We start from the raw sequence: 26,230 nt of genomic DNA on the forward strand, positions 1-26,230 counted from the left end.
ATAGTTAGTACAATTATTTTATTATATAATTGAAACATTGAGTGAATTATATTTATATGTACCACTTTAGTTTAAACATTTATATATAATACATCAATTTTAAAAAAAATATTTATTTTGTAGAATTTAATAGTTAGCAACGTATTAATAAATAATTTTGTATGTTTTTTAATATTTAAAATTATACATTTCATATGCTGAAAAATAGTATAAATTATTTTTTTAAGTAATATAAAATATTTTGAAAATTAGTATAATTATATATTGTATAATGAATAGTTTATTTTTTTAAAATAAGAAATAAATGATATCAAAAAAATTTTATTTATTAATTTTTATTAAAATGTAATATTTGGAATTATTATAGAAACTGTCTATCATCAATGGTAATTGATCAAAATGGGTAAAAACAAGTCATTATTTTCTGAAGATCTGTTTTTGTTTTATCAACAGTTTAACGAAATTCAAAAAATAAAGCAGGATACTGTATTTCATTCAAGATGTTATAAATTTCAAAGGAATATAACGTTTAAAAAACGTTTTTTTGAACAAGACGCTCATTGTCACTACTTTTCTTGTGACAATTCAAACATGTTAATTAATTTTGATCCAGTCTATTATATTCGAGATAGTAGTTATTCCGATGAACTAAGAAAATTAAAAGTAGGGGTATATACTCCAGATATTGTTTTAGATTTACATGGTTTAACTCAGTATCAGGCTAAAAGAAAGTTAGGTGAATTGATATGTATCTGTTATAAAGAGAACTTTTTTTGCGCTAATATTATTCATGGGCACGGGAAAAATGTTTTAAAACAGCAAATACCATTATGGTTGTCTAAACATCCTAATATAATAGCTTTTCATCAAGCGCCTAAAATTTTTGGTCATCATGCTGCTATTCTTATTTTGGTCGATCTTAAAATTAGTTAGCATTAATTGTTCATTTTGTTTTATTTCATATTTTAAATATTACTTAAGTATAAAGTTGTTAGTGTATTTAATGATAAGTAATGATATAAAAAAGTGGTTTAGTTTAATTTTAAAGTAAAGAATAAAAATATATTTTTTAATTCTGGCATAATAAAATAGTATTTTCAATTGGTATTAGTTATGTTGATATTTATATTTTATAGTAAAATTTGATCGCGTAAAATAATGTACAGTATTAAATTTTTTTGTTTATACATTAATTGAATTAAAAAAATTAATTATTAATTTTAATTAAAATTAATAATTTCGTATTTTAATGTTAAAAATATTATTGTTTTAAAATAAAAATTTAACAATATATGTGTTACTTTATTACAATATTTATATTTTGCATTTAAAATAATTCGGGGAAAATTATAAAATGAATTATAGAAATAAATTTATGTTTTAAAATATAATAATTATATTATAAATTTATAAACAAGGATTACATATGATTCATAATAATAGATTGCGAATGGTAATGCAAAAAACTGGAAGGTTAAGTAATGATTCCAATGATTTACTTTCCCGTTGTGGTATTAAAATCAATTTTCATAAACAGAAATTAATTGCTTTTTCTGAAAATATGCCAATAGATGTTATGTGTGTACGCGATGATGATATTCCCGGACTAATTATGGATGGTGTTGTAGACATAGGAATTATTGGAGAAAATGTTTTAGAAGAAGAAGTTCTAAGTCGAAAACTACGATCAGATAATATAGATTACATAAAGTTAAAACGTTTAGATTTTGGAATTTGTAGATTATCTTTAGCTGTACCAATTAACAAAGCATATATTGATATTTGTTGTTTAAATAATTCAAGGATAGCTACTTCTTATCCACATTTGTTAAAAAGATATTTTGATAAAAATAATTTGGTGTTTAAATCGTGTATGTTAAATGGATCAGTAGAAGTAGCGCCACGAGCAGGATTATCTGATGCTATTTGTGATTTAGTATCTACCGGGGCTACTCTAGAGGCTAATGGATTACGTGAGGTTCAAGTAATATTTCATTCTAAAGCTTGTTTAATTTGTAAAACTGGTAATATTTCTATTGAAAAACAGCGTGTTATTGATACGTTAATGACAAGAATTCAAGGTGTAATTAAAGCAAGAGAGTCAAAATATATTATGTTGCATGCACCTATAAAGAAGTTAAAAGAAGTAATTAATTTATTACATGGTGCTGAACGTCCTACAATACTAAAATTAGCTGGAGATGATACTCGAGTAGCTATGCATATGGTTAGTAGCGAGACGTTATTTTGGGAGACCATGGAAAAATTGAAATCATTAGGAGCTAGTTCTATTTTAGTCCTTCCAATTGAAAAAATGATGGAATAGTTAGTATGAAAAGCTTTTTTAAGATTATTTATTGGAATAGCTGTAGTATTGAAAAAAGAAATCAAATATTATGTCGACCTATTTCAAGTGATTCTGCTATTATTAAAAATAAAGTAAATACAATTATTACTGATGTTAAAAATTTAGGAGATCAAGCGTTATATAATTATACAAATATATTTGATCATATAAAGTTGAATACTATTCAAGTAAGTGCAAAAGATATTGAAGATTCTGAGTTATATGTTACAGAAGAAATAAAAAATGCACTGAAAATAGCTATTAGCAACATTAAAAAATTTCATATTGCGCAAAAAACGCCAAAAATAAATTTAAACATAAATAACGATGTTCATTGTCAACATATAGTGCGCCCAATTGAATCAGTAGGGTTGTACATTCCGAGTGGTTCAGCTCCTCTTGTATCTACAGTATTAATGCTAGCCATTCCAGCTCGTATTGCTGGATGTAAAAAAATAATTATGTGTTCCCCTCCTCCTATTGCTAATGAAGTATTATATGCTGGTAAACTATGCGGTATAAAAGAAATATTTCAAGTTGGTGGTGCTCAAGCGATAGCTGCTTTAGGTTTCGGAACTAAAACAGTACCACGAGTCGATAAAATTTTTGGTCCAGGTAACGCTTATGTAACAGAAGCTAAATTGCAAATTAGTAATATTTTATATAACGTAGGTATTGATATGCCAGCTGGACCATCTGAGGTATTGATTATTGCCGATTCTAACGCTAATGCTAGTTTTATTGCTTCTGATTTGTTATCTCAAGCAGAACATGATAGTCGTTCTCAAGTACTATTAATAACTTATGACGTAAATTTAGCTAAAAAAGTATTAATAGAAATTCAAAAGCAAATAAAAACTTTATTAAGATATAGTATTATTGCTAAAGTACTAAAACATAGTAAAGTAATTGTAGCAAAAGATTTATTGGAATGCTTTACGATATCTAATTTGTATGCTCCTGAACATTTAATGATTCAATGTTGTCATTCGCAGAATTTAATAAAATATGTAGTAAATGCTGGTTCTATTTTTTTGGGAAGTTGGTCTCCAGTAGCTGGAGGAGATTATGCTGTTGGTACTAATCATGTTTTACCTACCTATGGTAGTGCTAATGTATATTCTGGACTTAGTCTCGTTGATTTTCAAAAAAGAATGACAGTTCAAAAATTAAGTAAAATAGGATTGAAAAATATTTCTAATGCTATTATATCTTTGTCGAAATTAGAAAAATTAGATGCTCATAAAAATTCAGTCATGATTAGGTTATCTTCACTATCGGATATAGTATAGTTATGAATGTTGAAAAATTAGTTAGAAAAAATATATTAAAATTAATACCTTATCAATCTTCGCGAAAGATAGGTGGAAAGGGTAACATATGGTTAAATGCAAACGAATGTCCCACTCCAAATTGTTATCAACTAGATAATATGATTTTAAACCGTTATCCTGCATGTCAACCAGAAGAACTATTATCATGTTACTCTTCATATGTTGGTATTAGTAAAAAAAATATATTAATAACACGTGGTTCTGATGAAGCCATTGAATTATTAATTAAAACTTTTTGCGAACCAAAATATGATAAAATTATTTTTTGTCCTCCAACTTATGATATGTATAATGTTAGTGCGCATATTATGAATATTGAAAGGTATCCAATACCGTTATTACACGGGAGTTGGCAATTAGATATTGATAGTATTATTAAAGGTTGCAATAATGTTAAATTAATTTATATATGTAATCCAAATAATCCTACCGGTAATTTAATTAATATTAAAGATATTGTAACTTTATTAAAGGCAACTTTAGAGAAAGCATTAGTGATAGTGGATGAAGCATATATTGAATTTTCTCCAACAAGTAGTGTAATACATTTAATAAATACATATCCTAATTTAGTTATAATGAGAACGTTATCTAAAGCTTTTGCTTTGGCTGGATTACGATGTGGTTTTATACTAGCCAACGCTAATATAGTAGATTTTTTGTTAAAAGTTATTAACCCTTATCCTATTTCTGTTCCTACTTCTAATATAGCTGTTCAATTTTTAAGTAAAAAAAATATTAGTTTAATGAGAAACAGAGTTTTTCGTTTAAATTTAAATCGTTCTTGGCTTATAACTCAATTAAAACTAATGAATTATTGCGTAGATCATGTTTTTCATAGTGCAGCTAATTATATTTTAGTTCGTTTTTTTAATTCTAAATTAATATTTAATGAGTTATCGAAAGTAGGAATAGTTGTTAGAGATCAAAGTGATAAATTGAACTTAAATAATTGTATAAGAATTTCCATAGGAACTAGTAAGGAATGTTCAGAAGTTATTTATACTATCCAAAAAATAAATAATTCATACATGACTTTATTAGGACAATAATATGCATAAAAACGTTTTATTTATTGATCGTGATGGAACATTAATTACAGAACCGATTCAAAATCGTCAAGTAGATAATATAAATAAATTAACTTTTGAAAAATATGTTATTTCTACTTTAGTTGAATTAAAAAATTTTGGTTATACTTTCGTTATGATTACGAATCAAGATGGATTAGGTTCGAAAAAATTTCCTTTTTCTGATTTTCTTACACCTCATCAATTTATGATAAATATTTTTCTATCTCAAGGTATAGTATTTGAGGATATCTTGATTTGTCCACACGAAGAAAAGTACAATTGTTATTGTCGTAAACCCAAATTAGGAATGTTAGAAAAATGGTTATGTAATGGTAAGTTGAATAAGAAAAATAGTTATGTTATTGGAGATCGTGATTCAGATATGCAATTAGCACAAAATATGGGATTATCTGGATTGCATTACGGGAAAAACGGATGCACGTGGAATACTATTAAGATTAAATTGACAAAAAAAAATAGATATGCATATATTAAACGCCATACAAAAGAAACAAACATTGAAATAGAACTTTGGTTAGATAAAGAAGGAAATAATGTAATTGATACGCGATTACATTTTTTTAATCATATGTTAGATCAAATAGCTATTCATAGTAAAATTAAAATGAAAATTATTGCAGATGGTGATATTAATATTGATGATCATCATACGGTAGAAGATGTTGGAATTGCTTTGGGGGAAGCTTTAGATAAAGCATTGGGGAGTAAAGTAGGTTTAGATAGATTTGGTTTTGTTTTGCCTATGGATGAAAGTGTTGGACATTGTTTACTAGATATTTCTGGTCGTCCTTTTTTGAAATTTGAATCGTCTTTTAAATTTCAATATTTAGGAGATATGAGTACAGAAATGGTACAGCATTTTTTTAGATCATTAGCTTTTTCTATGAAAGTAACTTTACATTTAAAAAGTATAGGTGAAAATGATCATCATAGTATTGAAAGTTTATTTAAAGCATTTGGAAGAACTTTAAGACAAGCTATTAATGCTAGTGGAACAATTTTACCTAGTTCTAAAGGAATACTATAATGCGAATTGTTATTATTAATACTGGTTGTTCTAATTTATCGTCTATAAGATATGCTATTTGTAGGTTAGGGTATAATCCAATTATTAGTTCTTCTAGAGATGAAATATTACGTGCTAGTAAAATAGTATTGCCTGGCGTAGGAACTGCGTATACTGCTATGCATGCGTTAAAAGAACTTAAATTATTAGATCTTATTAAAACATGTCAACAACCACTATTAGGAATTTGTTTAGGAATGCAGTTATTAGCTTCTTTTAGTCATGAATCAAGTGGAATCAACATGTTAGACATTGTACATTCACCTGTGTGTCTTTTAGATTCTAATGTATTACCCCTACCTCATAATGGGTGGAATAATGTAGAAATATGTAAACAGAATATGTTATTTAAAGATATAGATAATAATTCTAAATTTTATTTTTTGCACAGTTATGTTCTTTATATAAATAAATATACTATAGCACAAACATTATATAATGTTACTTTCAGTTCTGCCATACAAAAAAATAATTTTTTTGGAGTACAATTTCATCCTGAAAAATCCGGGGATTTAGGTTTAAAAGTATTGAAAAATTTTTTGGAGATATAATATTGATTATACCGTCTATAGATTTAATTAATGGAAAAATTGTTAGGTTATATCAAGGAAAATATAATCTTAAAACTTTTTATGAAGACCATATATATAGCGTTTTGTCTGATTATTTTTTACAAGGTGCTTCTATTGTACATTTAGTAGATCTTGATGGAGCATTAAATCCTCACAACAAACAAACTCATGTTATTAAATCCTTACTTAGTCATTCTAATTTTAATTTACAAGTAGGAGGAGGGATAAGAAATCATAAAGATATAGAGTTATTACTTTCATTAGGTGTTAAAAGGGTAGTGATTGGATCTTCTGCAATATATACCCCGAAAAAAATAAATATTTGGTTGCAAGAATATGGGAATGATTCTATTGTATTAGCTTTGGATTTAAAAATTTCACGTGATAATTTTAAGGAAGTAGTAGTAAATGCATGGAAGAGTCCTTCTGGAATAAGTTTAGAAGAACTAATATATCAATTTTCTCCTTTAGGATTAAAACATGTGTTATGTACTGATGTGTCTAAAGATGGTACGTTGTTAGGTCCTAATGTAGATTTGTATAAATATCTTTCCGATTCTTTTAATCATATTCATTTTCAATCATCTGGTGGAATAGGATCTTTAAATGACATTATGTCTATTAGGCGGTCTGGAGTAAAAAATATAATTATTGGTAGAGCTTTATTAGAAAAAAAATTTAGTTTAATAGAGGCTATTAAATGTTGGCAAAACGGATAATTCCTTGTTTGGATGTAATATCTGGATCAGTGGTAAAAGGTGTTCAATTTAAAAATCATAAGATAGTAGGTAATATTGTTCCATTAGCAAAACATTATGTGAATCAAGGAGCTGATGAGTTAGTGTTTTATGACATAGCTGCGTCTCCAAGCAATGTACTACTAGAAAAAAAATGGATAGTAAAAATAGCAGAAGTCATAAATATTCCATTTTGTGTAGCGGGAGGAATTCGAAATGTCCGTGATGTTAGAAGTATTTTATCCTTTGGTGCAGATAAAATTTCCATTAATTCTCCAGCATTATCTGATCCGGATTTAATTAGTCGCATTGCCGATAGCTTTGGTACGCAATGCGTAGTAGTAGGAATAGATTCATGGTTTGATAAAATCAGTAATAGCTATCAAGTGTATCAGTATACTGGTAGTGCAAAAAAAATTTTAAAAACAAAATGGAATACTATTAATTGGATAAAACGAGTACAAGAACTTGGAGCGGGAGAGATAGTATTAAACGTTATGAATGAAGATGGTATGCTGAACGGATATGATTTAGAACAATTAAAACAAGTTAGAGAGGTATGTCACGTTCCCTTAATTGCTTCTGGTGGCGCTGGAAAATTACAACATTTTTATGATGTATTTAGTATAGCTAAAGTAGATGGCGCATTAGCTGCTTCTGTATTTCATAAAAATACAATTAATATAAAAAAACTTAAAAATTTTTTATTGAAAAAAGGTTTAGAAATAAGAGAATGTTAAAAACAATTAATGTTTATGATATAAATTGGAAAAAAGTTAACAATATGGTTCCTGTTATTGTTCAACATAATATTTCTGGTGAAGTTTTAATGCATGGATTTATGAATCAACAAGCTTTTTTAGCAACACAAAATGAAAATTATGTTACCTTTTATTCACGTACTAAGAAACGATTGTGGAAAAAAGGAGAAACTTCTAAAAATTATTTAAGGGTAGTGAACATGATTCTTGATTGCGATCAAGATGCATTATTGATTTTAGTGATCCCTAAAGGTAATACATGTCATTTAAATAATGTTAGTTGTTTTAAATCTTTTGTTTCAGATCTAACTTTTTTTTATCACTTAGAGAATTTTTTAAAATCTAAAAAGTTATATAGTTCTGAAACTTCGTATACTTCTAGTTTGCATAACATAGGTGTTAATAGAATATCTCAAAAAGTAGCTGAAGAAGCTTCGGAAACAGTTATTGCAGCTGTAACGAAAAACAAAGTGGAGTTTATTAACGAAGCTACTGATTTAATTTATCATTTGTTAGTACTATTACATCATTATGATTTAGATTTTTCTACAATTATTGCTAATTTGCGAAAAAGAAGAAATCATGAAAGTAATGTAGCGTAATACAATAGCATTAATATATATTTATTATTTTAATTGAGGTTATTAAGATATATTTTTAATATTTATAAATGAGGAAATTAATAATATGAAAAAAAACCAAATTGGTGTTGTTGGAATGGCAGTAATGGGTCGAAATTTAACTTTAAATATAGCGCGTAATAAATATACTGTTTCGATATTTAATCGTTCATCTCAAATTACTAAACAATTTATTGAGAATCATATAAATCAAAATATATTTCCTTTTTTTTCAATTAAAGAATTTGTTCAATCTTTAGAAACACCTCGATGTATTATTTTAATGATTAAATCTGGACCAGCTGTTGATATGGTAATTGCATTGATGAAACAGTATCTCAATAAAGGAGATATTATTATTGATGGAGGAAATACTTTTTATAAAGATACTATGCGTCGCAATTATGAGTTGTTAAAAGATGAATTATATTTAATTGGAACAGGTATTTCAGGAGGTGAAGAAGGCGCGTTATATGGCCCTGCTATTATGCCTGGCGGTCCAAAAAAATCTTATGATCGCATTGCTCCAGTTTTAGAAAAAATTTCTGCAAAATTTGAAGGAAAACCATGCGTTAGTTACATTGGTTCTGATGGATCAGGACATTATGTTAAAATGGTTCATAATGGAATTGAATACAGTAATATGCAATTAATAGCAGAATCTTATTTTCTCATGAAAAATTTATTAAAAATAGATAATAAAGAATTATCTGACATTTTTTATAATTGGAATCAAGGTGAGTTAAGTAGTTATTTAATATCCATTACTCGAGATATATTAATTACGAAAGATGAAAATGATAACTATGTATTAGATTACATATTAGATGAAGCTAGTAATAAGGGTACAGGAACATGGACTACTAAAAGTGCATTAGATCTTAATGAACCTTTAACTTTAATTACTGAATCAGTTTTTTTTCGTTATATATCATCTTTAAAATCACAACGTTTGTTAGCATCAAAGTTATTATTAGGGCCTAAATATCATCATGTGTTACGTGATAAGTTAGATTTTATTGAAAAAGTGCGACAAGCATTATATTTAGGAAAGATTATATCTTATTCTCAAGGATTTTCGCAATTAAATAGTGCATCTAAAAAATATAACTGGAATTTACAATATGCAGAAATAGCTCGTATCTTCCAATCTGGATGTATCATTCGTGCGAAAATTTTAAAATATATTCATCGAGAGTATTTAAAAAACACCAATGTAGTTAATTTATTATTAACTTCTTATTTTAAAAATATTGTTAATAAATACCAAGATTCATTGCGATATATCGTGTCTATTTCTATTCAATGTGGAATTCCAATACCTGTATTATCATCCGCTATTACGTATTTTGATTGTTATCGTTCTGATATTTTACCTGCGAATTTAATTCAAGCACAAAGAGATTATTTTGGAGCTCATACATATAAAAGGATTGATAATTCTCATTGTTTCCATACTAATTGGAAAAAAGTATAACTTATTCAAAATAAAAATAATTTATATTTGTATTATAAATTATGATGTCAATACATACATTTTAAATATATTGTATTAATTTTTAGTTTTTTACTGCATAGTTATATAGGTTTATCTTAATGAGATTGAGTGATAGAGATATTGAATTATGGTTAAAAAAGAAAAAATTAGTTATTTTACCCACTCCATGTAAACAATCCATTAATGGAGTAACTATTGATATTCGTTTGGGTAACGAATTTTATACGTTTTGTAAAAATAAAAAAAAATGTGTTGATTTAAGTAAATCGAAACGTGAAATAGCTTTAGTGGTAAAAAAAATTATGAACAAAAAAATATTCATACCTAATGGTAAAAAATTTTTTTTAAAACCTGGAGCTTTAGTTTTAGCTGTTACTTTTGAAAAAATTGTTATTCCTAATGATTTAGTAGGTTGGATTGATGGTAGATCTTCTCTAGCACGACTTGGATTGATGATTCATGCTACCTCACATCGTATAGATCCAGGTTGGAGTGGAAATATTGTTTTAGAATGTTTTAATTCTGGAAATATTATATTGTCATTATGTCCAGGTATGTTAATTGCTGCTCTTAGTTTTGAAATATTGTCTAGTCCATCAATTAGACCGTATAATATGAGAAAAAATGCTAAATATTTTAATCAAAATCAAGTAATGTTAAGCAAAATATATGAAGATTAAATTTATATATTATGATTTTGTAATCATATTTAAAAAATTTTATAATACTACGAAAAGAGACCTTTAAGTAAATTAAACAATGATCATGATATACGGGGGTCAGCGTTTGTTAAATATTTTTTAAAATATATGTTATAGTAATTATTTCGTATAAGCATTTTCATTTCAATGTTTTATACTTGTTATAATTATTATGTATAATTATTTTAAGATATTTTTAAGTAAAACTGAATATTATTTCAGTATTAAACTACAATTAAGAATTGTTTTATTATGATAAAAAAAAAATTTTTGGTTACTTGTGCTCTTCCATATGCTAATGGTCCAATTCACATTGGACATATTTTAGAACATATTCAAGCTGATATTTGGGTTCGTTATAAAAAAATGCGAGGTCATGAAGTTTGGTTTATTTGCGCAGATGACGCTCATGGTACGCCAATTTTATTAAAATCTAAGCAACTTGGAATAGATCCTGAAAAGTTAATTACTGCTATCAGACAAGAACATATTAGAGATTTTTCACGATTTAATATAAACTATGATAATTATTATTCCACGCATAGTTCTGAAAATTTGTTTTTTTTAAAAGATATATATAGTCGTTTAGAAGTGAAAGGATTAATTAAGAAAAAAATTATATCTCAATTATTTGATTGTCAAAGTAATATTTTTTTACCGGATCGTTTTGTAAAAGGTATTTGTCCTGTGTGTTCTGCTCAAGAGCAATATGGTGATCATTGCGAAAAATGTGGAAGAATATACGCTGCTACTGAATTAATTAATCCCAAATCAGTAATATCAGGTACTCAACCTATATTAAAAGATTCTTTACATTTTTTCTTTAATTTGCCTTATTTTAGTTCTATGTTAAGATCTTGGATTTCTTCTGGGGTATTAGAGCAGTCTGTAGTGAATAAAATTATGGAATGGTTTGAAATTGGGTTACAAGATTGGGATATCTCAAGAGATGGACCTTATTTTGGATATAATATTCCTGGTTTTTTAAATAAATATTTTTATGTTTGGTTAGATGCCCCTATTGGATATATTAGTACATTTAAAAATTTATGTTGTAAGAATACTAATTTAATTTTTGATGAATTTTGGAAAAAAGATTCAGAAACCGAATTATATCATTTTATTGGAAAAGATATTATATACTTTCATAGTTTATTTTGGCCGGCAATTTTAGAAGGTAGTAATTTTCGTAAGCCTACTAAAATTTTTGTGCATGGTCATGTAACTATTAATGGATTAAAAATTTCTAAGTCTAAAGGATCTGTAATATCAGTAGATACTTGGCTTAAGAATTTAGATTCAGATAGTCTGAGATATTATTATGCTACTAAGATTTCGTCCAAAGCTCAAGATATAGAAATTAATGGAGATAATTTTATAAGTAAATTTAATTCTGATATTGTCAACAAAATTATTAATTTAGCTTCAAGAACGGTATATTTTATATCTAATTATTTTAATAGTTATTTGTCAAAAAATATTGATAATAAAGATTTGTATAGTTCATTTGTCGATGGTACTAAACAAATAGAATGTTTTTTAGAGAATAGTGAATTAAATTTAGCTACAATGGTTATTGTAAAATTTGCAGATATAGCTAATAGGTATGTTGATGATAAAAAGCCGTGGATAATGCTTAAAAACGTAAAAGAGCGCAATATCCTTCATGACGTATGTACAACAGCAATTAATTTTTTCAGAATATTAATGACTTGGCTGAAGCCTATTATGCCTGATTTAGCAAAAAAAACTGAAGAATTTTTAAACATAGAATTAATATGGAATGAAGTTTGTAATCCAATGTTAAATCATAAAGTTTCTAATTTTAAACCATTATGTAAAAGAATTAGAAAATCTCAGTTGAATTGTTTTTTTACATAATACTTTCTATGGTTTTAAATCATTTTTTAATAATAGAAATTAGTTTTCTATTTTGTTAATCCATGATATGTTCCATGTTTCATTTCGTATGTTACGTTCTTTTGTAGAAATAGTAAAAGTTCCTAATGCACTTATCAGGTGATTGTTATAAAATAATAGAGGAATTTTATTTCTATTCCATGGAGCAATTCTGTGTTCTTTCCATATTTTTGAAATGGATTTTTTTTTAGAGTTATTTTGAATTAAGAAGTTTCCTGAAGTTTGAAAACGGATATTTATTAATTCATTTTTTTTAGGGCAAGGTAGTATAGTTCCAAATTTATTTTTAGTAATATATCCTAAGTTATGAGGTAATTTTAAAGTATTCCAAGGTTCGTGCCATATTAGAATTAAATTTTTTATACAAGGTAATATTTTTATTAAATACAAATTTTGTCTATATCTTCTTATTTCATAATTTTTAATTGTTATTTTTGCCTTAGAATCTGGTTTAGATAAAATTATTTCATAATATATGTTTTGTACAATTTTATAAGAAGGAATAGTACAATTATTGATTTTAAACCACATTCTAAGTAAAGAATTTCTCATTTCCAGATCAAGGTTTTTAAAATTTTCAATACATAGAATAGAATTAGATATAAGATATCTTTCAAGTTGTTTTTTTAATGTAGAATGTAGTATTTTTTTTTCTTGTGTTAAAATAAATGCACTTTGTGCGCATTTTTTTATAAAACTAGGCCATCTTTTTGTAAGCACAGGTAATATTTCGTGTCGAAGAAAATTTCTATCGTATATTGTATTATAATTGCTAGGATCCTTTATCCAACTAATGTTATTTTTAATTATCCATGATTTTATTTCAGATCTAGTTGTGTTTAATAATGGTCGAATTATGGTGTTATTTTTAAAAAATGTATGTTTATACGATATTCCACTTAAACCTGTTATTCCACTGCCTCGTTTTAAAGCTAATAAAAAAGTTTCGCATTGATCATTTAAATTATGTGCTGTTAAAATGATTTCTTTTGGATACATTTCTTTTTGTATTGCTTTGTAACGTTGTAATCTAGCAGCAGCTTCTATTCCTATTTTTTTCGTATTTATTATAATTGTTTTTATTACTAAAGAGATATTGTTTTTTTCACATGTTTTTTTGCAGTGTTCGCTCCATTGATGTGAATGTTCATGTAACTGATGATTAATGTGAATGGCTCGAAATTTCAATTGAGGTTTAATTTTTTTGATTTTTAGTAATTGATATAATAAAAAAGTAGAGTCTAAACCTCCACTATATGCTAATAGAAAAGGAAAATTTATTTTTTTTTCTATGTATTTTGTGATCATATGTAAGTGACATTGTGTAGGATAATAACAGAAATATTTTTTATAAAAATATGTTTGTGTCCGAGTGGATTCGAACCACTGACTTCTACCTTGTCATGGTAGTACTCTAACCAACTGAGCTACGGACACAATGAAAAATATATTTTATAATATTATATGGAGTTGGTTTTATTTGCAATAAAAATAGTTTTTAAGTAACAAATTATTTTTTTCAAATAGTACGCAATGATAATATTCTGTATAGAGTCATTAAAGATGATGTTGCTAGAGCTATAAAAATTCCGATCCAAAACCCAATTGCTCCCATTTTTGGAATAATGATATCTGTTAATGCTAACAAATATCCGATAGGAAATCCGAGTATCCAATACGATATGCATGTAATTAAGAAAATCATGTGAGTGTCTCGGTAACTTCTCAAAATTCCATTGCCTATAATTTGAAAAAAATCAAAAATTTGGTACATTGCAGCAATTAATATAATTTTTTCTGTTAATTTGATAACATTGTTATCAATAGTATATAGAGTTATTATTCTGTGATAAAATAATACAATAAGTATTGTTATTATAGTGGATAAAATAAATCCCATTGCTTGTGCAGATATAATAATAGTAGAAATTTTTTTTAAGTTTTTTTTACCCAAATAAAATCCGATTCGAATACTAGTTGCAGTTCCTATGGATAGCGGAATAATAAAAATTAATGAACTAATATTTAAAACAATTTGGTTAGCAATAATTTGAGTGATATTTAATGATGCTATTAGTAATGTGATAAGAGTAAACAATGCAACTTCAAAAAATAATGATAAAGCAATAGGGAGTCCTATTTTACACAAATTATAAATAATTTTAAAATTAGGAAAATATTGATAATTATTTAAATAGGACGCATTGTGAATTAACAAATCATTTTTTATTATTATTTTCATAAATAAAAACATAAACCAATATACAATGATAACTGAAAGAGCACATCCTGTACTACTTAAATTGAATAATCTTGGTTGTTTGTATACTAATAAATAATTTATAATTATGTTTAACACAAGTCCCATTAATCCAACTATCATAGCTGGTTTAGGTTTTAAATATCCTTCGCATTGGTTTTGTATAACTTGAAAGTATAAATATCCTGGAGTGCTCCATAACAAAATTCTAACATAATTAATACTTTTTTGTTCTATAATAGGATCCATTTTATTAGTAATATTAATAAAGTAGTGAACATTCCATAAAATAATCATAATAATTATTGATATAAGTGTGGCTAGCCAATAAGCATTTATGATTTGATTTGGAATCATATTTTTTTTTCCTGATCCATTCATATATGATACAACAGGAACTAAAGATAATAGTAATCCGTGTCCGAATAAAATAATTGGATACCAAATTGATATTCCGATTGATATAGCAGCTATATCAGTATTATTTAAAGACCCAATCATAATGTTATTAATAAATCCCATACTAATTTGTGAAATTTGTGCTAACATAATGGGAATGGTAATTGTTAATAATATTTTTATTTCTTTTAAATATTTTTTCATTCCTAACCCTGTATAGTATAAACTGTATTTTTTAAAAAATTTAAATATCAAATATGTAGTTTTTTTTATTTATCTTTGTTTTTATATTTTAAAAATATTGTTTCATTACATCTTAAGTGTGTTTTTATTTTTTAATTTTCATTATAAATGGGTGTTTTATTATTTTATAATATTTTCATTGATATATGGTTACGTTAGGAATTTTATGTTTACTGGCATTATTCAAGATATTGGAATAATAGCGTCGATAACAAAGTATGACCATTGCTTGCAATGGGTTATACAATTGTATAATATTGATGCAGAAACGTTATTGCTGGGATCTTCTATATCTTGTAACGGATGTTGTTTGACAATTAAATCTATTACGAATAATACAGTTTGTGTTGATCTCATACAGGAAACTCTAAAAATTACGAATTTGAGATTTTTGCATATAGGACAAAAAATTAATGTTGAAAGATCAGTAAAATTTGGAGAAGAAATTGGAGGACATTTAGTTTCTGGACATATCATGACTACTGCTACAATATATAAAAGTATAACGTATAATTATAACAAAACTTTATGGATAAAATTGAATCAAGTATCTTTTATGAAGTATATTTTTTATAAAGGGTTTATATGTATTGATGGTGTTAGTTTGACTATTGGTCATGTTCAAAAAAATATGTTTTGTGTATTTTTAATTCCGGAAACTATATTAAATACTACTATTGGAAGTAAAATGGTTGGAGATCTAGTAAATTTAGAAATAGATTTTCTTACTAAAGTTATCGTTGATAGTGTAGATAGATTTATGTCAAAAATGTAGCGAAAAAATTATATTCTGTATATTAGATATTATTACATTTAATGTATGATAATTCTTAAGACATTTATATAAACATAAAATTATAGTATGTATATAATTTTTAACTAATGATAATTAAATTTTTTATAGTTCTTAAAATAGTTTATTGTAAGTTGTATTATATCTTTTACTATCAATGTAATATGTATAATTGTAATGTTTTGCTTAAATTTTAAAAAGTACATTGCATAAATTTTGTTTTTCTCTATTACTAATAGTTTTACGAATATGTATATAAAAGTTAGATTTTTTTTAAAAAAGATATATTTAAACATTTTTTGTTTTCATCGGTAAAATATAGGTATTATAGTGAGTTACGTGTTATTTTTTTTAAATAATATGTTAGTTAATAACCTGATTTTAGTACAGTTTTTAGGACTATGTCCTTTTATGGGAACTTCTAAAACAGTTAATTCAGCAATTGGGTTGGGATGTGCTACTGTTGGAGTGATAACATGTATCTCTATTATATCGTGGATAATTAATTACTGTGTATTAGTTCCATTAGATTTGGTATGTCTTAGAATTATGACCTATATGCTAGTTATTTCAGTTAGTGTGCAAATTATTGAAACGATAATAAAAAAAGTTAGCCCTGTCTTATACAGATCATTAGGTATATATTTGCCATTAATTACTAGCAATTGTTCGGTATTAGCTATTCCTTTATTAAATATACGTTTAAATTTCCATTTTTTACAATCATTTTTGTATGGTCTTAGTTCTTCTATAGGTTTTTTACTGGTGTTAGTAATGTTTTCTAGAATAAGAGAACGTTTATTTTTATCTGATGTTCCCTATCCTTTTAAAGGGAATCCTATTGCATTAATTACTGCTAGTTTGATGTCGGTTTCGTTTATGGGATTTAATGGATTATTAAACGTATGATTTTTTTTATGTTGTATGCGATTTTTTTTTTGGTTTTTTAAGTATTTTTTTAGGGTCGTTAATAAATTATGTTTCACATAAATTTAATATTGATTCTGATCCTATTGTAGATAAAATTGATGCATTATTACCTCAAACGCAATGTGCGCAATGTAATTATCCTGGATGTTATGCTTATGCTAGTGCGATTGGAAATGACGGTGAAAGTATAGATAAATGTATTCCTGGCGGTAACGAAATTGTTTTTAAAATTGCGAACTTACTAAACCATGATGAATTGAAATACAAAAATTTATGTTCTTCTACAAATATACTCCAAAAAATAGTAATTATTGATGAAAATAATTGTGTTGGTTGTTCAAAATGTAGATTAGTATGTCCTGTTGATGCTATAGTAGGATCATACAATTTTATGCATACAGTGTTGCCAAGTATGTGCACTGGTTGTGGTTTATGTGTACCTTTGTGTCCTACGAATTGTATTAAAGAAAAAAAAATATTATATGATAGTCTTTATTGATGGTTTCAAAAGAAATATATATAAATATGTTAATTACGTGATAAACATTATTAAAATTTTTTTTTCGTATATTGAAAATATACTTATATTGCGAAAATCAAATGATTTTGATGGAGGAATAGATTTTATGTCTATGAAATCCAATCAAACATCGTCTAAATTGAATGTCCTCAATACTCCAAAAATATTTACTATTTTAGTAGATGATGTAGTAGTTATAAAAAATAAAATAGTAGTTAATATTGGACAGATAGTATTACGTGGTCAAGTATTAGCATTAGGATATAAAAATATTGCTCCCATGCATTCCCCTGCATCCGGTTTAATTACTCAAATTACAAATGAAGAATTTAAATTTTTTTCTAATAAACGCTATAGTGTCATTAATATACAGTCTGATGGAAAAGATCGATGGATTAATCGTACTCCAATTCATAATTATAAAGATTTAAGTGTCAATAAAATTATTCAGTTTATTTATAATGCTGGAATTGTTGGATTAGGTGGAGCTGGATTTTTATCTTCTAAAAAATTAAAATATTCTATTAAAAAAGTACATACTTTAGTAGTAAATGCTGCTGAAAGTGAACCGTATGTTACATCTGATGATTGTTTGATGCAAAATTTTGCTACAGAAATTGTACAAGGATGTCAAATTGTGATGTGGATTTTGAAAATTAAGTTTGTTTTAATTGCTATAGAAGATGATAAACATTTAGCATATATCAAAGTTCATGATGCAATAAATCATCTTTCTGGTTTTGAAATACGAAAAATCAAAAAAAAATATCCATCTGGTAGTAGTAAACAATTAATAAAAACGTTATTTGATCAAGAGATTCCTTCAGGAAAACATTCAATACATTTGGGAATAATTTTATTTAATGTTGCTACTATTTTTTCTATCAAACGAGCTATATTAAATGGTGAACCTTTAACCGAAAGAATTGTCACTCTTTCAGATAAAGACGCATTATATCAGAAAAATTTTTTAGTTCGAATAGGTACTCCTGTTAAACATATATTGCTGGAAAATAATATTAATTTTAAGAGCAATAGTATTATTTTAGGAGGTCCGATAACTGGATTTATAGTTGATAATGTTAATTTTCCAATTTTGAAAACTAGTAACAGTGTTTTATTTTTAAAATCTTCACTTTTGAAATATGAGTTAGAACAACCCTGTATACGTTGTACAATGTGTTCTAGAGCATGTCCAATGAATTTATTACCGGAACAATTATATTTTTATAGCAAATCGCGTGATCATGATAAATCTAAAGAATATTCTATCCAAGAGTGTATTGAATGCGGAATTTGTGAGCAAGTATGTCCTAGTAATATCCCTTTGTTAACTTATTTTAGAAAAGAAAAACTAAAAATAAACAAAATAATTTTGAAAGAAAATCTATCTACCAAATTTAAAAAGTTATTTTTGTCTCGTCAATCTAGATTACGTTCTTTAGAATCAATTAATGAAAATATTATATTGTCTAATAGTATTTTAGATAAAAAATTTGAAGAAAATCTCATTTTGGATAAAAAAATTGAGAATTTGATTACGAACAAGTCTCAAAATATAAGGAAAGTAGAGTTAGAAGCTGCTATAAATCGAGCTAAACAGAAGCAAAAATTGAATAAATGTTTAATAGATAGACAATAATGCTATTATATTTTTTTGAAATTAACTTTGCAAAATTAAATTATGGATTATCAATATACTAAAGTTAATGGTATTTTTTTCTTCAGAAGTACTAATGATATTATGTTATTAGTAATATTAGCTATTGTTCCTGGAATAATAATAGAATGTTATTATTTCAAAATAGCGATATTAATTCAAATATTACTTGCTAGTTTTGCATCAGTAATATTTGAACTATTTGTTTTGAAATTGCGGAAAAAAGATATTTATACATATTATTTTGATTTTTCTCCACTTTTAACTGGAATTTTGTTGGGATTAAGTTTGCCTGCTTATTCACCGTGGTGGATGTCTATTATAGGGTCATTTTTTTCTATTGTGATAACAAAACAATTGTATGGAGGTTTGGGATATAACATATTTAATCCTGCGATGGCAGGATATGCAATATTACTAGTTTCGTTTCCTGTGTTAATGACTAATTGGTCCTTTCAAAATAATTTAATATTACTGGATACACTAAGTTTTAAAGACGTAATGTCAATTATTTTTTTTACTAATTTAGACGATTATTATAAAATAATGTCTCAATTTTGTGATATACCGACCTTTATAACTCAAGTTACACCTTTAGAACAAATTAGAATACACAATAAAAATGTTTTAGTTAATGTCGCTTCTGTTATGTCTTTTGTAGATGAAATAACAATGTATCGTCATTGGATATTAATTAATTTTGGTTTTTTTATAGGAGGTATTTTTTTATTGATTAAAAAAATTATTTGTTGGAGAATTTCGTTTAGCATTTTATTATCTCTTTTTTCTTGCTATTTATTTGATTTTTTTTATTTAAAACATGACAGTATTTCTCCATTAATTCAATTATTTCTAGGAAGCACTATGATAAGTGTTTTTTTTATTGCAACAGATCCTGTTACGACATCAATAACTAAGATAGGACGTATAATATTTGGGGGGTTTATTGGAGTTTTAATATGGATTATTAGGACTTTTGGAGGATATCCTGATGCTATATCGTTTTCCATATTGCTTGCTAATTCCCTTGTTCCGTTAATAGATCATTATACTCAACCACGTATTTATGGGAAAATAAAATAATTATTATGTTAAAAAAAAATTATTCAATTCCAATAACGTTATTTATGTTTTCTATTGTTACAGCCAGTAGTGTAATTATAGTATATTTGTTAACTAAACCTATAATAATGTTGCAAAAAGAATATCATCAAAAAATTATTTTAGATACTATTTTGCCTAAAGATCTTTTGCACAATACAGCTACTTCGTGTTTTATTATGAATCATAAACTTTTAGGGGATAATAAAAATCATCGGTTTTGGATAGTTAAAAAAAATAATAAAATAAAAGCAGTAATTTTTGAGACAATAGCACCAGATGGATATTCAGGAAATATAAAAATGATTGTATCTTCTGATTTAAACAACAAAATTTTAGGTGTACGTATATTGGATCATCATGAAACTCCTGGATTAGGAGATAAAATTGATATTCACATTTCAGATTGGATCACTAGATTTTCAGGTGTTGTTGTCTCAGGTTTGAATGATTCTCGTTTTTCTTTAAAAAAATATGGAGGTAATATTGATCAATTTACAGGAGCTACTATTACTCCGTTAGCTGTAGTGAACGCTGTAAAGAGAACTGTTAGTTTAGTAAAACATGTAGCATTTAAAAATAAAAAATTTGATAATTGTAGTTCTTATTATGAATAGTTTTTTTAAAATTTTAAATTATGGAATATGGACTAATAATTCTTCTTTGGTGCAATTACTTGGATTGTGTCCTATTTTGGCAGTAACTATTAACGCTACTAATGCATTAGGATTAGGTTTGATAACAACATTAGTTTTAGTTTGTACTAATGTTATTATATCAGCATGTAGATATTGGATCCCTAAAAACGTTCGTATTCCTATTTACATAATGATTATTAGTGCTGTTGTAAGTTGTTTTGATTGTTTAATTAATGCGTATTCATTGAACTTATATCAGTCTTTAGGTATGTTTATTCCTTTAATTATTACTAATTGCGTTATATGTAGCCGAGCTGATTTTGTTGCTATAAAGAATTCTGTATTTATTTCGTTTATAGATGGACTATTTATAGGATTAGGATCTACCTTAGCTATTTTTATAATTGGATCTATTAGAGAAATTATTGGAAATGGAACGCTTTTCTTTGGTATTGAAAATTTATTTGGGTCTTGGTCGAAGTTGCTTTATGTAAAAATAATTAATTCCAATCATACAATGTTGTTTTTTTTATATCCGTCAGGTGCATTTATGGTTTTAGGATTTATTTTAGCTGGAAAAAATTTTATAGATAAAAAAATTAGTTCGAACGATTGTTCGTTATGTGTAAATAAGTCTTCATCGCGTCAAGGAAAAAAATAGTTGCATTGTAATTCACTTAATGAAATTTTATTTATTTTTTCTAAAATCAATCCTGAACCGAAAACAGAACTAAATTTTTCTTCAAATTTTGAATTATTGATTTCAGTAATGTTATCAGCACGATCTACTGATCGTATGGTAAATAAAGTTACTAAGCGCTTGTATAGCGTTGCTAATACACCTTTATCTATTTTATCAATAGGTATATACGGTTTAAAGAATTATATAAAAGAATTAGGTTTATTTAATAAAAAATCTTTTAATATTATTAGAACTTGTGATATTTTATTAAATAGGTATAACGGACAAGTTCCTAATAGTTTTATTGATTTACAATCTTTGCCGGGAGTAGGAAGGAAAACTGCCAATGTAGTTTTAAATTGTGCATTTCAAAAAAAAACTATTGCAGTAGATACCCATGTATTCAGAGTTTGTAATAGAATAGGGTTTATACAAGAAACAACAGAAATAAAAACAGAACAAAAATTATTGAATATAGTGCCTGAAGCGTTTAAGCTACATTTTCATAATTGGTTTGTTCTTCATGGCCGTTATGTATGTATGTCTAAACGTCCAAAATGTTCTATATGTTTGGTGAAACATTTATGTAAGTTCGAGTATAAAAACATTTAGTATAAGTTATGCTTGTAATGTTAATTAAATGTTGTTTATATTATCATTTTTATTTTATACGGAATGTAGCAATCATAGACAATGAAATTAAAGTCATGCGTTTTTTTGTATAGCATATATTGTTTATTTATCGCGTCGTAAGGTTTTTATGCAATTTATGTTATATATTTTATTTGTTTTGACTATTTCATATATATGCTTTATGCATGTTTTTAAACATTTTTGCAATGTATTTTTTTCGAGTATTGCTACTATATTAGATAAAATTTTTTAGGTAGAAATCAATGATAGTAAATAATTAAGTAGGAGGTTTAGTTTAACACAATTAATAATTTTACTATATTAAAAATTAATTTATGTTGTATTTTAGTATCAGGAAATTTTATGCATCGAGTTAATTTAATTCATGAATTTAAACAAAGAAATTTAATAGCCCAAATAACTAATGAACAAAAATTAATGTGCTTAGTTCAGAATGACAATATTTCTTTGTATTGCGGTTTCGATATAACTGCGGAAAGTTTGCATATAGGTCATATTCTGCCATTATTATGCTTAAAACGATTTCAGACATTTGGTCATAAGCCTGTTGTTTTATTAGGAGGCGCAACAAGTTTAATTGGAGATCCAAGTTTTAAAAATTCCGAAAGACAATTGAATTCAATAGCACGGATTAATGTTTGGAAAAAAACAATTACTGATCAGATTTCTTTATTTTTAGATTTTAATTTAAGTTTTAGTAGTGCAATGATTGTAAATAATTATGAATGGTTCGAAGATTTATCTTTATTAACATTTTTACGCGTTGTAGGAAAAAAGTTTTCTATTAAAAAAATGATTACTCGAGATGCAGTCAAGAAACGAATTAATCGCGAAGGAACAGGAATTTCGTTTACAGAATTTTCTTACAATTTGTTGCAAGCTTATGATTTTTCTTTTTTACATCATAAGTATAATATAATATTACAAATTGGTGGATCTGATCAATGGGGAAATATTGTATCTGGAATTGAATTAATTCGAAAATTATATAAAAATGAGGCATTTGGTTTAACGTTGCCCTTACTAACACAAAAAAATGGAATGAAATTTGGAAAAACAGAAAATAATACAGTATGGTTAGATTCAAATAAAACTAGTCCTTATAAATTTTATCAATATTGGATTAACATATCTGATAGTGATGTATATAAATTTTTAAAGTTTTTTACTGTTTTAAATATATCTGAAATAGATGCTATGGAAGTTTTTACTTCTAGTATTAAGTTAAATGAAGCTAAATTATTTTTGGCAAAGTACCTTACTAAAATAGTACATGGTCAACACGGAATTCAAGCAGCTCAGCGTATTTCTTCGTGTTTGTTTTATGGTAATTTTTCTAATATGAAAGAATCTGATTTTTTTCAATTAGAACAAGACGGTATTCCTTCAATTAATGTATCAGGTGTTCGAGATTTACAGCAAGTATTAGTTGACTCTTGTTTAGCCCAATCTCGTACTCAAGCTAGAAATATGATTCTATCTAATTCTATTTCTATTAATGATGTTATAAAGAATGATGTAATGTACATTCTTTCAAATAATGATATCTTATTTAGAAGATATACGTTGTTGTCTCGAGGAAAAAAAAATTTTTGTTTGATATGTTGGAATAAATGATAATATTTATATGTATTTTGATAAAACGTCTTTTTTAAAATATAGAAATTATATATCAAAACTTTCTCCGCAACCACAAAAATTTCTTATTTTGTCATTTTTGAATTGAAATATATAATTTATACCTTTTTTAACGAAATCTATTTTTATTCCGTCTAATATTAATATGTGTTGAAAATGTATTAATATTAATATTTTTTTAGAAATAAAACTAATATCGGTATCGCATATTGTTTTTATTGGTTCCATGAAATATTTCATTCCAGCACATCCTGATTTTTTTATTCCTAATTTAATTCCCTTTTTATTTTCTTTTTTTATTAATTTATAGATTTGTTTTTCTGCATGGTAGCTTATTTTTATTCCTTGAATATTTTTAGTGTATTTTTTTGTGGAAAATAAGGTTATATAAGTATTTTCATTCATTTTATATTCTCATGTTTATATATTTTGTATGATGTTGGTTTTTATTTTAATGAAGGACAAAACATAATACGTTTTTAAACATTAAAATACAAATAAAATTTATGTATGTAAATATATAGCATTAAGTAGTATAATTAATTGTTATCTATTATTTTAATAGAAATAAGATATTTTAATTTTTTTTATTATCTATAAATATAGATTTATTGTATTGTATTGGCTAAAAAAATTCAATGGATTTATTTAGTAACATTAGTATGTATCATAAATATATTATATAAAATATACAACATTATTTTTACATTTTAGGTTCTATAATTGTTTACAATTTCAAGTTCTAAAAAATAGATTATTATTCAATTTTTTAGTATTAAAAACTTTTTAGATTTATTTTTATAATTTTTTGTACATATAATGCTTAAGGAAATATAAAGGTATAATGTTTATATGCAAAATAAGCGAGAAAGTATGGATTTACCGCAAGCTATTTTTTCTCTAATATTTATTATTATTATGATTTTTTCTAGTCTATGGATCATGCGTCCATTTTTTTTAGGATTTTCTTGGGCTAGTATGGTAGTAATAGCAACATGGCCAGTTTTTTTAAAATTGCAATCTTTATTATGGGGCAATCGAGCATGTGCTGTCATCACAATGATTATTATTTTATTGTTAATTTTTATCATTCCAATTTTTTGTTTAGTGAATAGTTTAATCGACAATAGTACTTCAGTAATTAGTTGGTTAAGTTCAGAAAATTTAAGATTTCCTGATCTTTATTGGTTACAAGATATTCCCATTATTGGAGTAAAATTGTTTTCTAGTTATCAAAAACTATTAGACGAAGGTGGTTCTGAATTAATTACTAAAGTACAACCATATATGGGTAAAACTACTGAATTTTTTGTTGCTCAAGTAGGTCATGTTAGTCGATTTATTATTCATTTAATTTTAATGTTAATTTTTAGTTCTCTTTTATATTGGAATGGTGAGAGAATGAGAAACATCATTAGACATTTTGCGGTTCGTTTGGGTTCGCATTCTGGAGATTCGGTTGTTTCTTTAGCTGGGCAAGCAGTTAGAGCAGTGGCTTTAGGAGTTGTTGTTACTGCATTAGTTCAAGGAATTTTAGGAGGAATAGGATTAGCTATTTCTGGTATTCCATATTCTTCTTTGTTAATGATGTTGATGATTCTTTTATGTTTAGTTCAATTAGGACCATTGCCTGTATTAATTCCTGCCATTATATGGTTGTACTGGCATGGTAATACTACTTGGGGAACCGTTCTATTCATTTGGAGCTTCATTGTATGTGTATTAGATCACGTATTGCGTCTTGTTCTTATACGAATAGGTGCTGATTTTCCAACTGTATTAATTTTATCAGGAGTAATAGGCGGTTTGATTGCGTTTGGTATGATTGGTTTATTTATTGGTCCAGTAGTATTAGTAATATCATATCGTCTTATTTCTTCTTGGATGGATGAAATACCAGCTCCTAGTTCTTTATCAAAAGAATCGATAAAACATTTTTTATTAAAAAATAAAATTAAAAATAAAGATTAATAATATTAATTAAATAATTTATATTTGTTTTTTAATAATAACAATTTATAAAAAATAGTTGAGTTGTTTTGAATGTTTTAGTGATTATATT

25 protein-coding genes and 1 tRNA gene are annotated in these 26,230 nt (G+C 25.9%); 22 read left to right on the plus strand and 4 right to left on the minus strand.

The window, feature by feature from the left end; genetic code table 11:
* The first annotated feature begins 399 nt into the window (after positions 1 to 399).
* The 12 genes from smrB to metG all read left to right on the plus strand — a co-directional run bounded on the left by smrB (position 400) and on the right by metG (position 12,611).
* A complete protein-coding gene (gene smrB, locus U0T55_00435) occupies positions 400 to 933 on the plus strand; it encodes an endonuclease SmrB (GenBank protein XBC42893.1) in 534 nt (177 codons plus the stop codon).
* A gap of 493 nt (positions 934 to 1,426) precedes the next feature.
* Entirely contained in the window at positions 1,427 to 2,326 is a 900-nt protein-coding gene (gene hisG, locus U0T55_00440) for an ATP phosphoribosyltransferase (GenBank protein ID XBC42894.1), read from the plus strand.
* A gap of 5 nt (positions 2,327 to 2,331) precedes the next feature.
* A complete protein-coding gene (hisD, locus tag U0T55_00445; protein ID XBC42895.1) occupies positions 2,332 to 3,639 on the plus strand; it encodes a histidinol dehydrogenase in 1,308 nt (435 codons plus the stop codon).
* A complete protein-coding gene (gene hisC / locus U0T55_00450; protein ID XBC43059.1) occupies positions 3,636 to 4,733 on the plus strand; it encodes a histidinol-phosphate transaminase in 1,098 nt (365 codons plus the stop codon). The genes hisD and hisC overlap by 4 nt, the downstream gene beginning before the upstream one ends.
* 1 nt (position 4,734) lies before the next feature.
* Positions 4,735 to 5,802: a bifunctional histidinol-phosphatase/imidazoleglycerol-phosphate dehydratase HisB gene (gene hisB, locus U0T55_00455; protein XBC42896.1), complete on the plus strand. Its 1,068-nt coding sequence runs from the start codon at positions 4,735 to 4,737 to the stop codon at positions 5,800 to 5,802.
* Positions 5,802 to 6,392, plus strand: a complete 591-nt coding sequence (gene hisH, locus U0T55_00460; protein XBC42897.1) for an imidazole glycerol phosphate synthase subunit HisH — start codon at positions 5,802 to 5,804, stop codon at positions 6,390 to 6,392. Before hisB ends, hisH begins: the two co-directional genes overlap by 1 nt.
* 2 nt (positions 6,393 to 6,394) lie before the next feature.
* On the plus strand, positions 6,395 to 7,132 hold the full coding sequence (hisA, locus tag U0T55_00465) for a 1-(5-phosphoribosyl)-5-[(5-phosphoribosylamino)methylideneamino]imidazole-4-carboxamide isomerase (protein ID XBC42898.1): 738 nt from the start codon (positions 6,395 to 6,397) through the stop codon (positions 7,130 to 7,132).
* Positions 7,114 to 7,890: an imidazole glycerol phosphate synthase subunit HisF gene (hisF, locus tag U0T55_00470; protein ID XBC42899.1), complete on the plus strand. Its 777-nt coding sequence runs from the start codon at positions 7,114 to 7,116 to the stop codon at positions 7,888 to 7,890. The genes hisA and hisF overlap by 19 nt, the downstream gene beginning before the upstream one ends.
* Positions 7,884 to 8,513 carry a bifunctional phosphoribosyl-AMP cyclohydrolase/phosphoribosyl-ATP diphosphatase HisIE gene (hisIE, locus tag U0T55_00475; protein XBC42900.1) on the plus strand — a complete coding sequence of 210 codons (630 nt, stop codon included), beginning with the start codon at positions 7,884 to 7,886 and terminating at the stop codon, positions 8,511 to 8,513. Before hisF ends, hisIE begins: the two co-directional genes overlap by 7 nt.
* 85 nt (positions 8,514 to 8,598) lie before the next feature.
* The gene (gene gndA, locus U0T55_00480; protein ID XBC42901.1) at positions 8,599 to 10,008 is read left to right on the plus strand and encodes an NADP-dependent phosphogluconate dehydrogenase; all 1,410 of its coding nucleotides are present in this window, start codon (positions 8,599 to 8,601) and stop codon (positions 10,006 to 10,008) included.
* Positions 10,009 to 10,127: 119 nt separating this feature from the next.
* Positions 10,128 to 10,709: a dCTP deaminase gene (dcd, locus tag U0T55_00485; protein XBC42902.1), complete on the plus strand. Its 582-nt coding sequence runs from the start codon at positions 10,128 to 10,130 to the stop codon at positions 10,707 to 10,709.
* Positions 10,710 to 10,982: 273 nt separating this feature from the next.
* Positions 10,983 to 12,611, plus strand: a complete 1,629-nt coding sequence (metG, locus tag U0T55_00490) for a methionine--tRNA ligase (GenBank protein XBC42903.1) — start codon at positions 10,983 to 10,985, stop codon at positions 12,609 to 12,611.
* A 39-nt stretch (positions 12,612 to 12,650) separates the two neighbouring features.
* On the opposite strand, the gene tilS is transcribed toward metG, so the two are convergent.
* The 3 genes from tilS to U0T55_00505 all read right to left on the minus strand — a co-directional run bounded on the left by tilS (position 12,651) and on the right by U0T55_00505 (position 15,513).
* Complete coding sequence (tilS, locus tag U0T55_00495) at positions 12,651 to 13,958, minus strand: tRNA lysidine(34) synthetase TilS (GenBank protein XBC42904.1); 1,308 nt, start codon at positions 13,956 to 13,958, stop codon at positions 12,651 to 12,653.
* A gap of 55 nt (positions 13,959 to 14,013) precedes the next feature.
* Positions 14,014 to 14,087 (minus strand) — tRNA-Val (locus tag U0T55_00500).
* Positions 14,088 to 14,169: 82 nt separating this feature from the next.
* The gene (locus U0T55_00505) at positions 14,170 to 15,513 is read right to left on the minus strand and encodes an MATE family efflux transporter (GenBank protein ID XBC42905.1); all 1,344 of its coding nucleotides are present in this window, start codon (positions 15,511 to 15,513) and stop codon (positions 14,170 to 14,172) included.
* Between the two features lie 205 nt (positions 15,514 to 15,718).
* Here U0T55_00505 and U0T55_00510 point away from each other — a divergent pair, with 205 nt between their 5' ends.
* From U0T55_00510 to tyrS, 9 genes are all read left to right on the plus strand, one after another.
* Positions 15,719 to 16,327: a riboflavin synthase subunit alpha gene (locus U0T55_00510; protein XBC42906.1), complete on the plus strand. Its 609-nt coding sequence runs from the start codon at positions 15,719 to 15,721 to the stop codon at positions 16,325 to 16,327.
* A gap of 345 nt (positions 16,328 to 16,672) precedes the next feature.
* Positions 16,673 to 17,254, plus strand: coding sequence for an electron transport complex subunit RsxA (gene rsxA, locus U0T55_00515; GenBank protein XBC43060.1), 582 nt, complete (start codon positions 16,673 to 16,675; stop codon positions 17,252 to 17,254).
* A gap of 61 nt (positions 17,255 to 17,315) precedes the next feature.
* Positions 17,316 to 17,774 (plus strand): RnfABCDGE type electron transport complex subunit B, encoded by a 459-nt coding sequence (locus U0T55_00520; protein ID XBC43061.1) that lies wholly within the window; start codon positions 17,316 to 17,318, stop codon positions 17,772 to 17,774.
* 88 nt (positions 17,775 to 17,862) lie between these two features.
* On the plus strand, positions 17,863 to 19,437 hold the full coding sequence (rsxC, locus tag U0T55_00525; GenBank protein ID XBC42907.1) for an electron transport complex subunit RsxC: 1,575 nt from the start codon (positions 17,863 to 17,865) through the stop codon (positions 19,435 to 19,437).
* 42 nt (positions 19,438 to 19,479) lie between these two features.
* Positions 19,480 to 20,538, plus strand: a complete 1,059-nt coding sequence (locus tag U0T55_00530; GenBank protein ID XBC42908.1) for an RnfABCDGE type electron transport complex subunit D — start codon at positions 19,480 to 19,482, stop codon at positions 20,536 to 20,538.
* Between the two features lie 5 nt (positions 20,539 to 20,543).
* Positions 20,544 to 21,173, plus strand: coding sequence for an electron transport complex subunit RsxG (rsxG, locus tag U0T55_00535; protein XBC42909.1), 630 nt, complete (start codon positions 20,544 to 20,546; stop codon positions 21,171 to 21,173).
* On the plus strand, positions 21,166 to 21,855 hold the full coding sequence (locus U0T55_00540) for an electron transport complex subunit E (GenBank protein ID XBC42910.1): 690 nt from the start codon (positions 21,166 to 21,168) through the stop codon (positions 21,853 to 21,855). The genes rsxG and U0T55_00540 overlap by 8 nt, the downstream gene beginning before the upstream one ends.
* Complete coding sequence (gene nth / locus U0T55_00545) at positions 21,856 to 22,488, plus strand: endonuclease III (GenBank protein ID XBC42911.1); 633 nt, start codon at positions 21,856 to 21,858, stop codon at positions 22,486 to 22,488.
* A gap of 384 nt (positions 22,489 to 22,872) precedes the next feature.
* The gene (gene tyrS / locus U0T55_00550) at positions 22,873 to 24,147 is read left to right on the plus strand and encodes a tyrosine--tRNA ligase (protein XBC42912.1); all 1,275 of its coding nucleotides are present in this window, start codon (positions 22,873 to 22,875) and stop codon (positions 24,145 to 24,147) included.
* A gap of 48 nt (positions 24,148 to 24,195) precedes the next feature.
* On the opposite strand, the gene U0T55_00555 is transcribed toward tyrS, so the two are convergent.
* The gene (locus U0T55_00555; protein ID XBC42913.1) at positions 24,196 to 24,573 is read right to left on the minus strand and encodes an iron-sulfur cluster assembly accessory protein; all 378 of its coding nucleotides are present in this window, start codon (positions 24,571 to 24,573) and stop codon (positions 24,196 to 24,198) included.
* A gap of 447 nt (positions 24,574 to 25,020) precedes the next feature.
* On the opposite strand from U0T55_00555, the gene ydiK reads away from it, so the two are divergent.
* Complete coding sequence (ydiK, locus tag U0T55_00560; protein XBC42914.1) at positions 25,021 to 26,139, plus strand: AI-2E family transporter YdiK; 1,119 nt, start codon at positions 25,021 to 25,023, stop codon at positions 26,137 to 26,139.
* The last annotated feature ends 91 nt before the right edge of the window (positions 26,140 to 26,230 follow it).

The sequence above is a fragment of the Buchnera aphidicola (Kaburagia rhusicola ensigallis) genome (assembly GCA_039830025.1).
GTDB lineage: Bacteria > Pseudomonadota > Gammaproteobacteria > Enterobacterales > Enterobacteriaceae > Buchnera_B > Buchnera_B aphidicola_AW.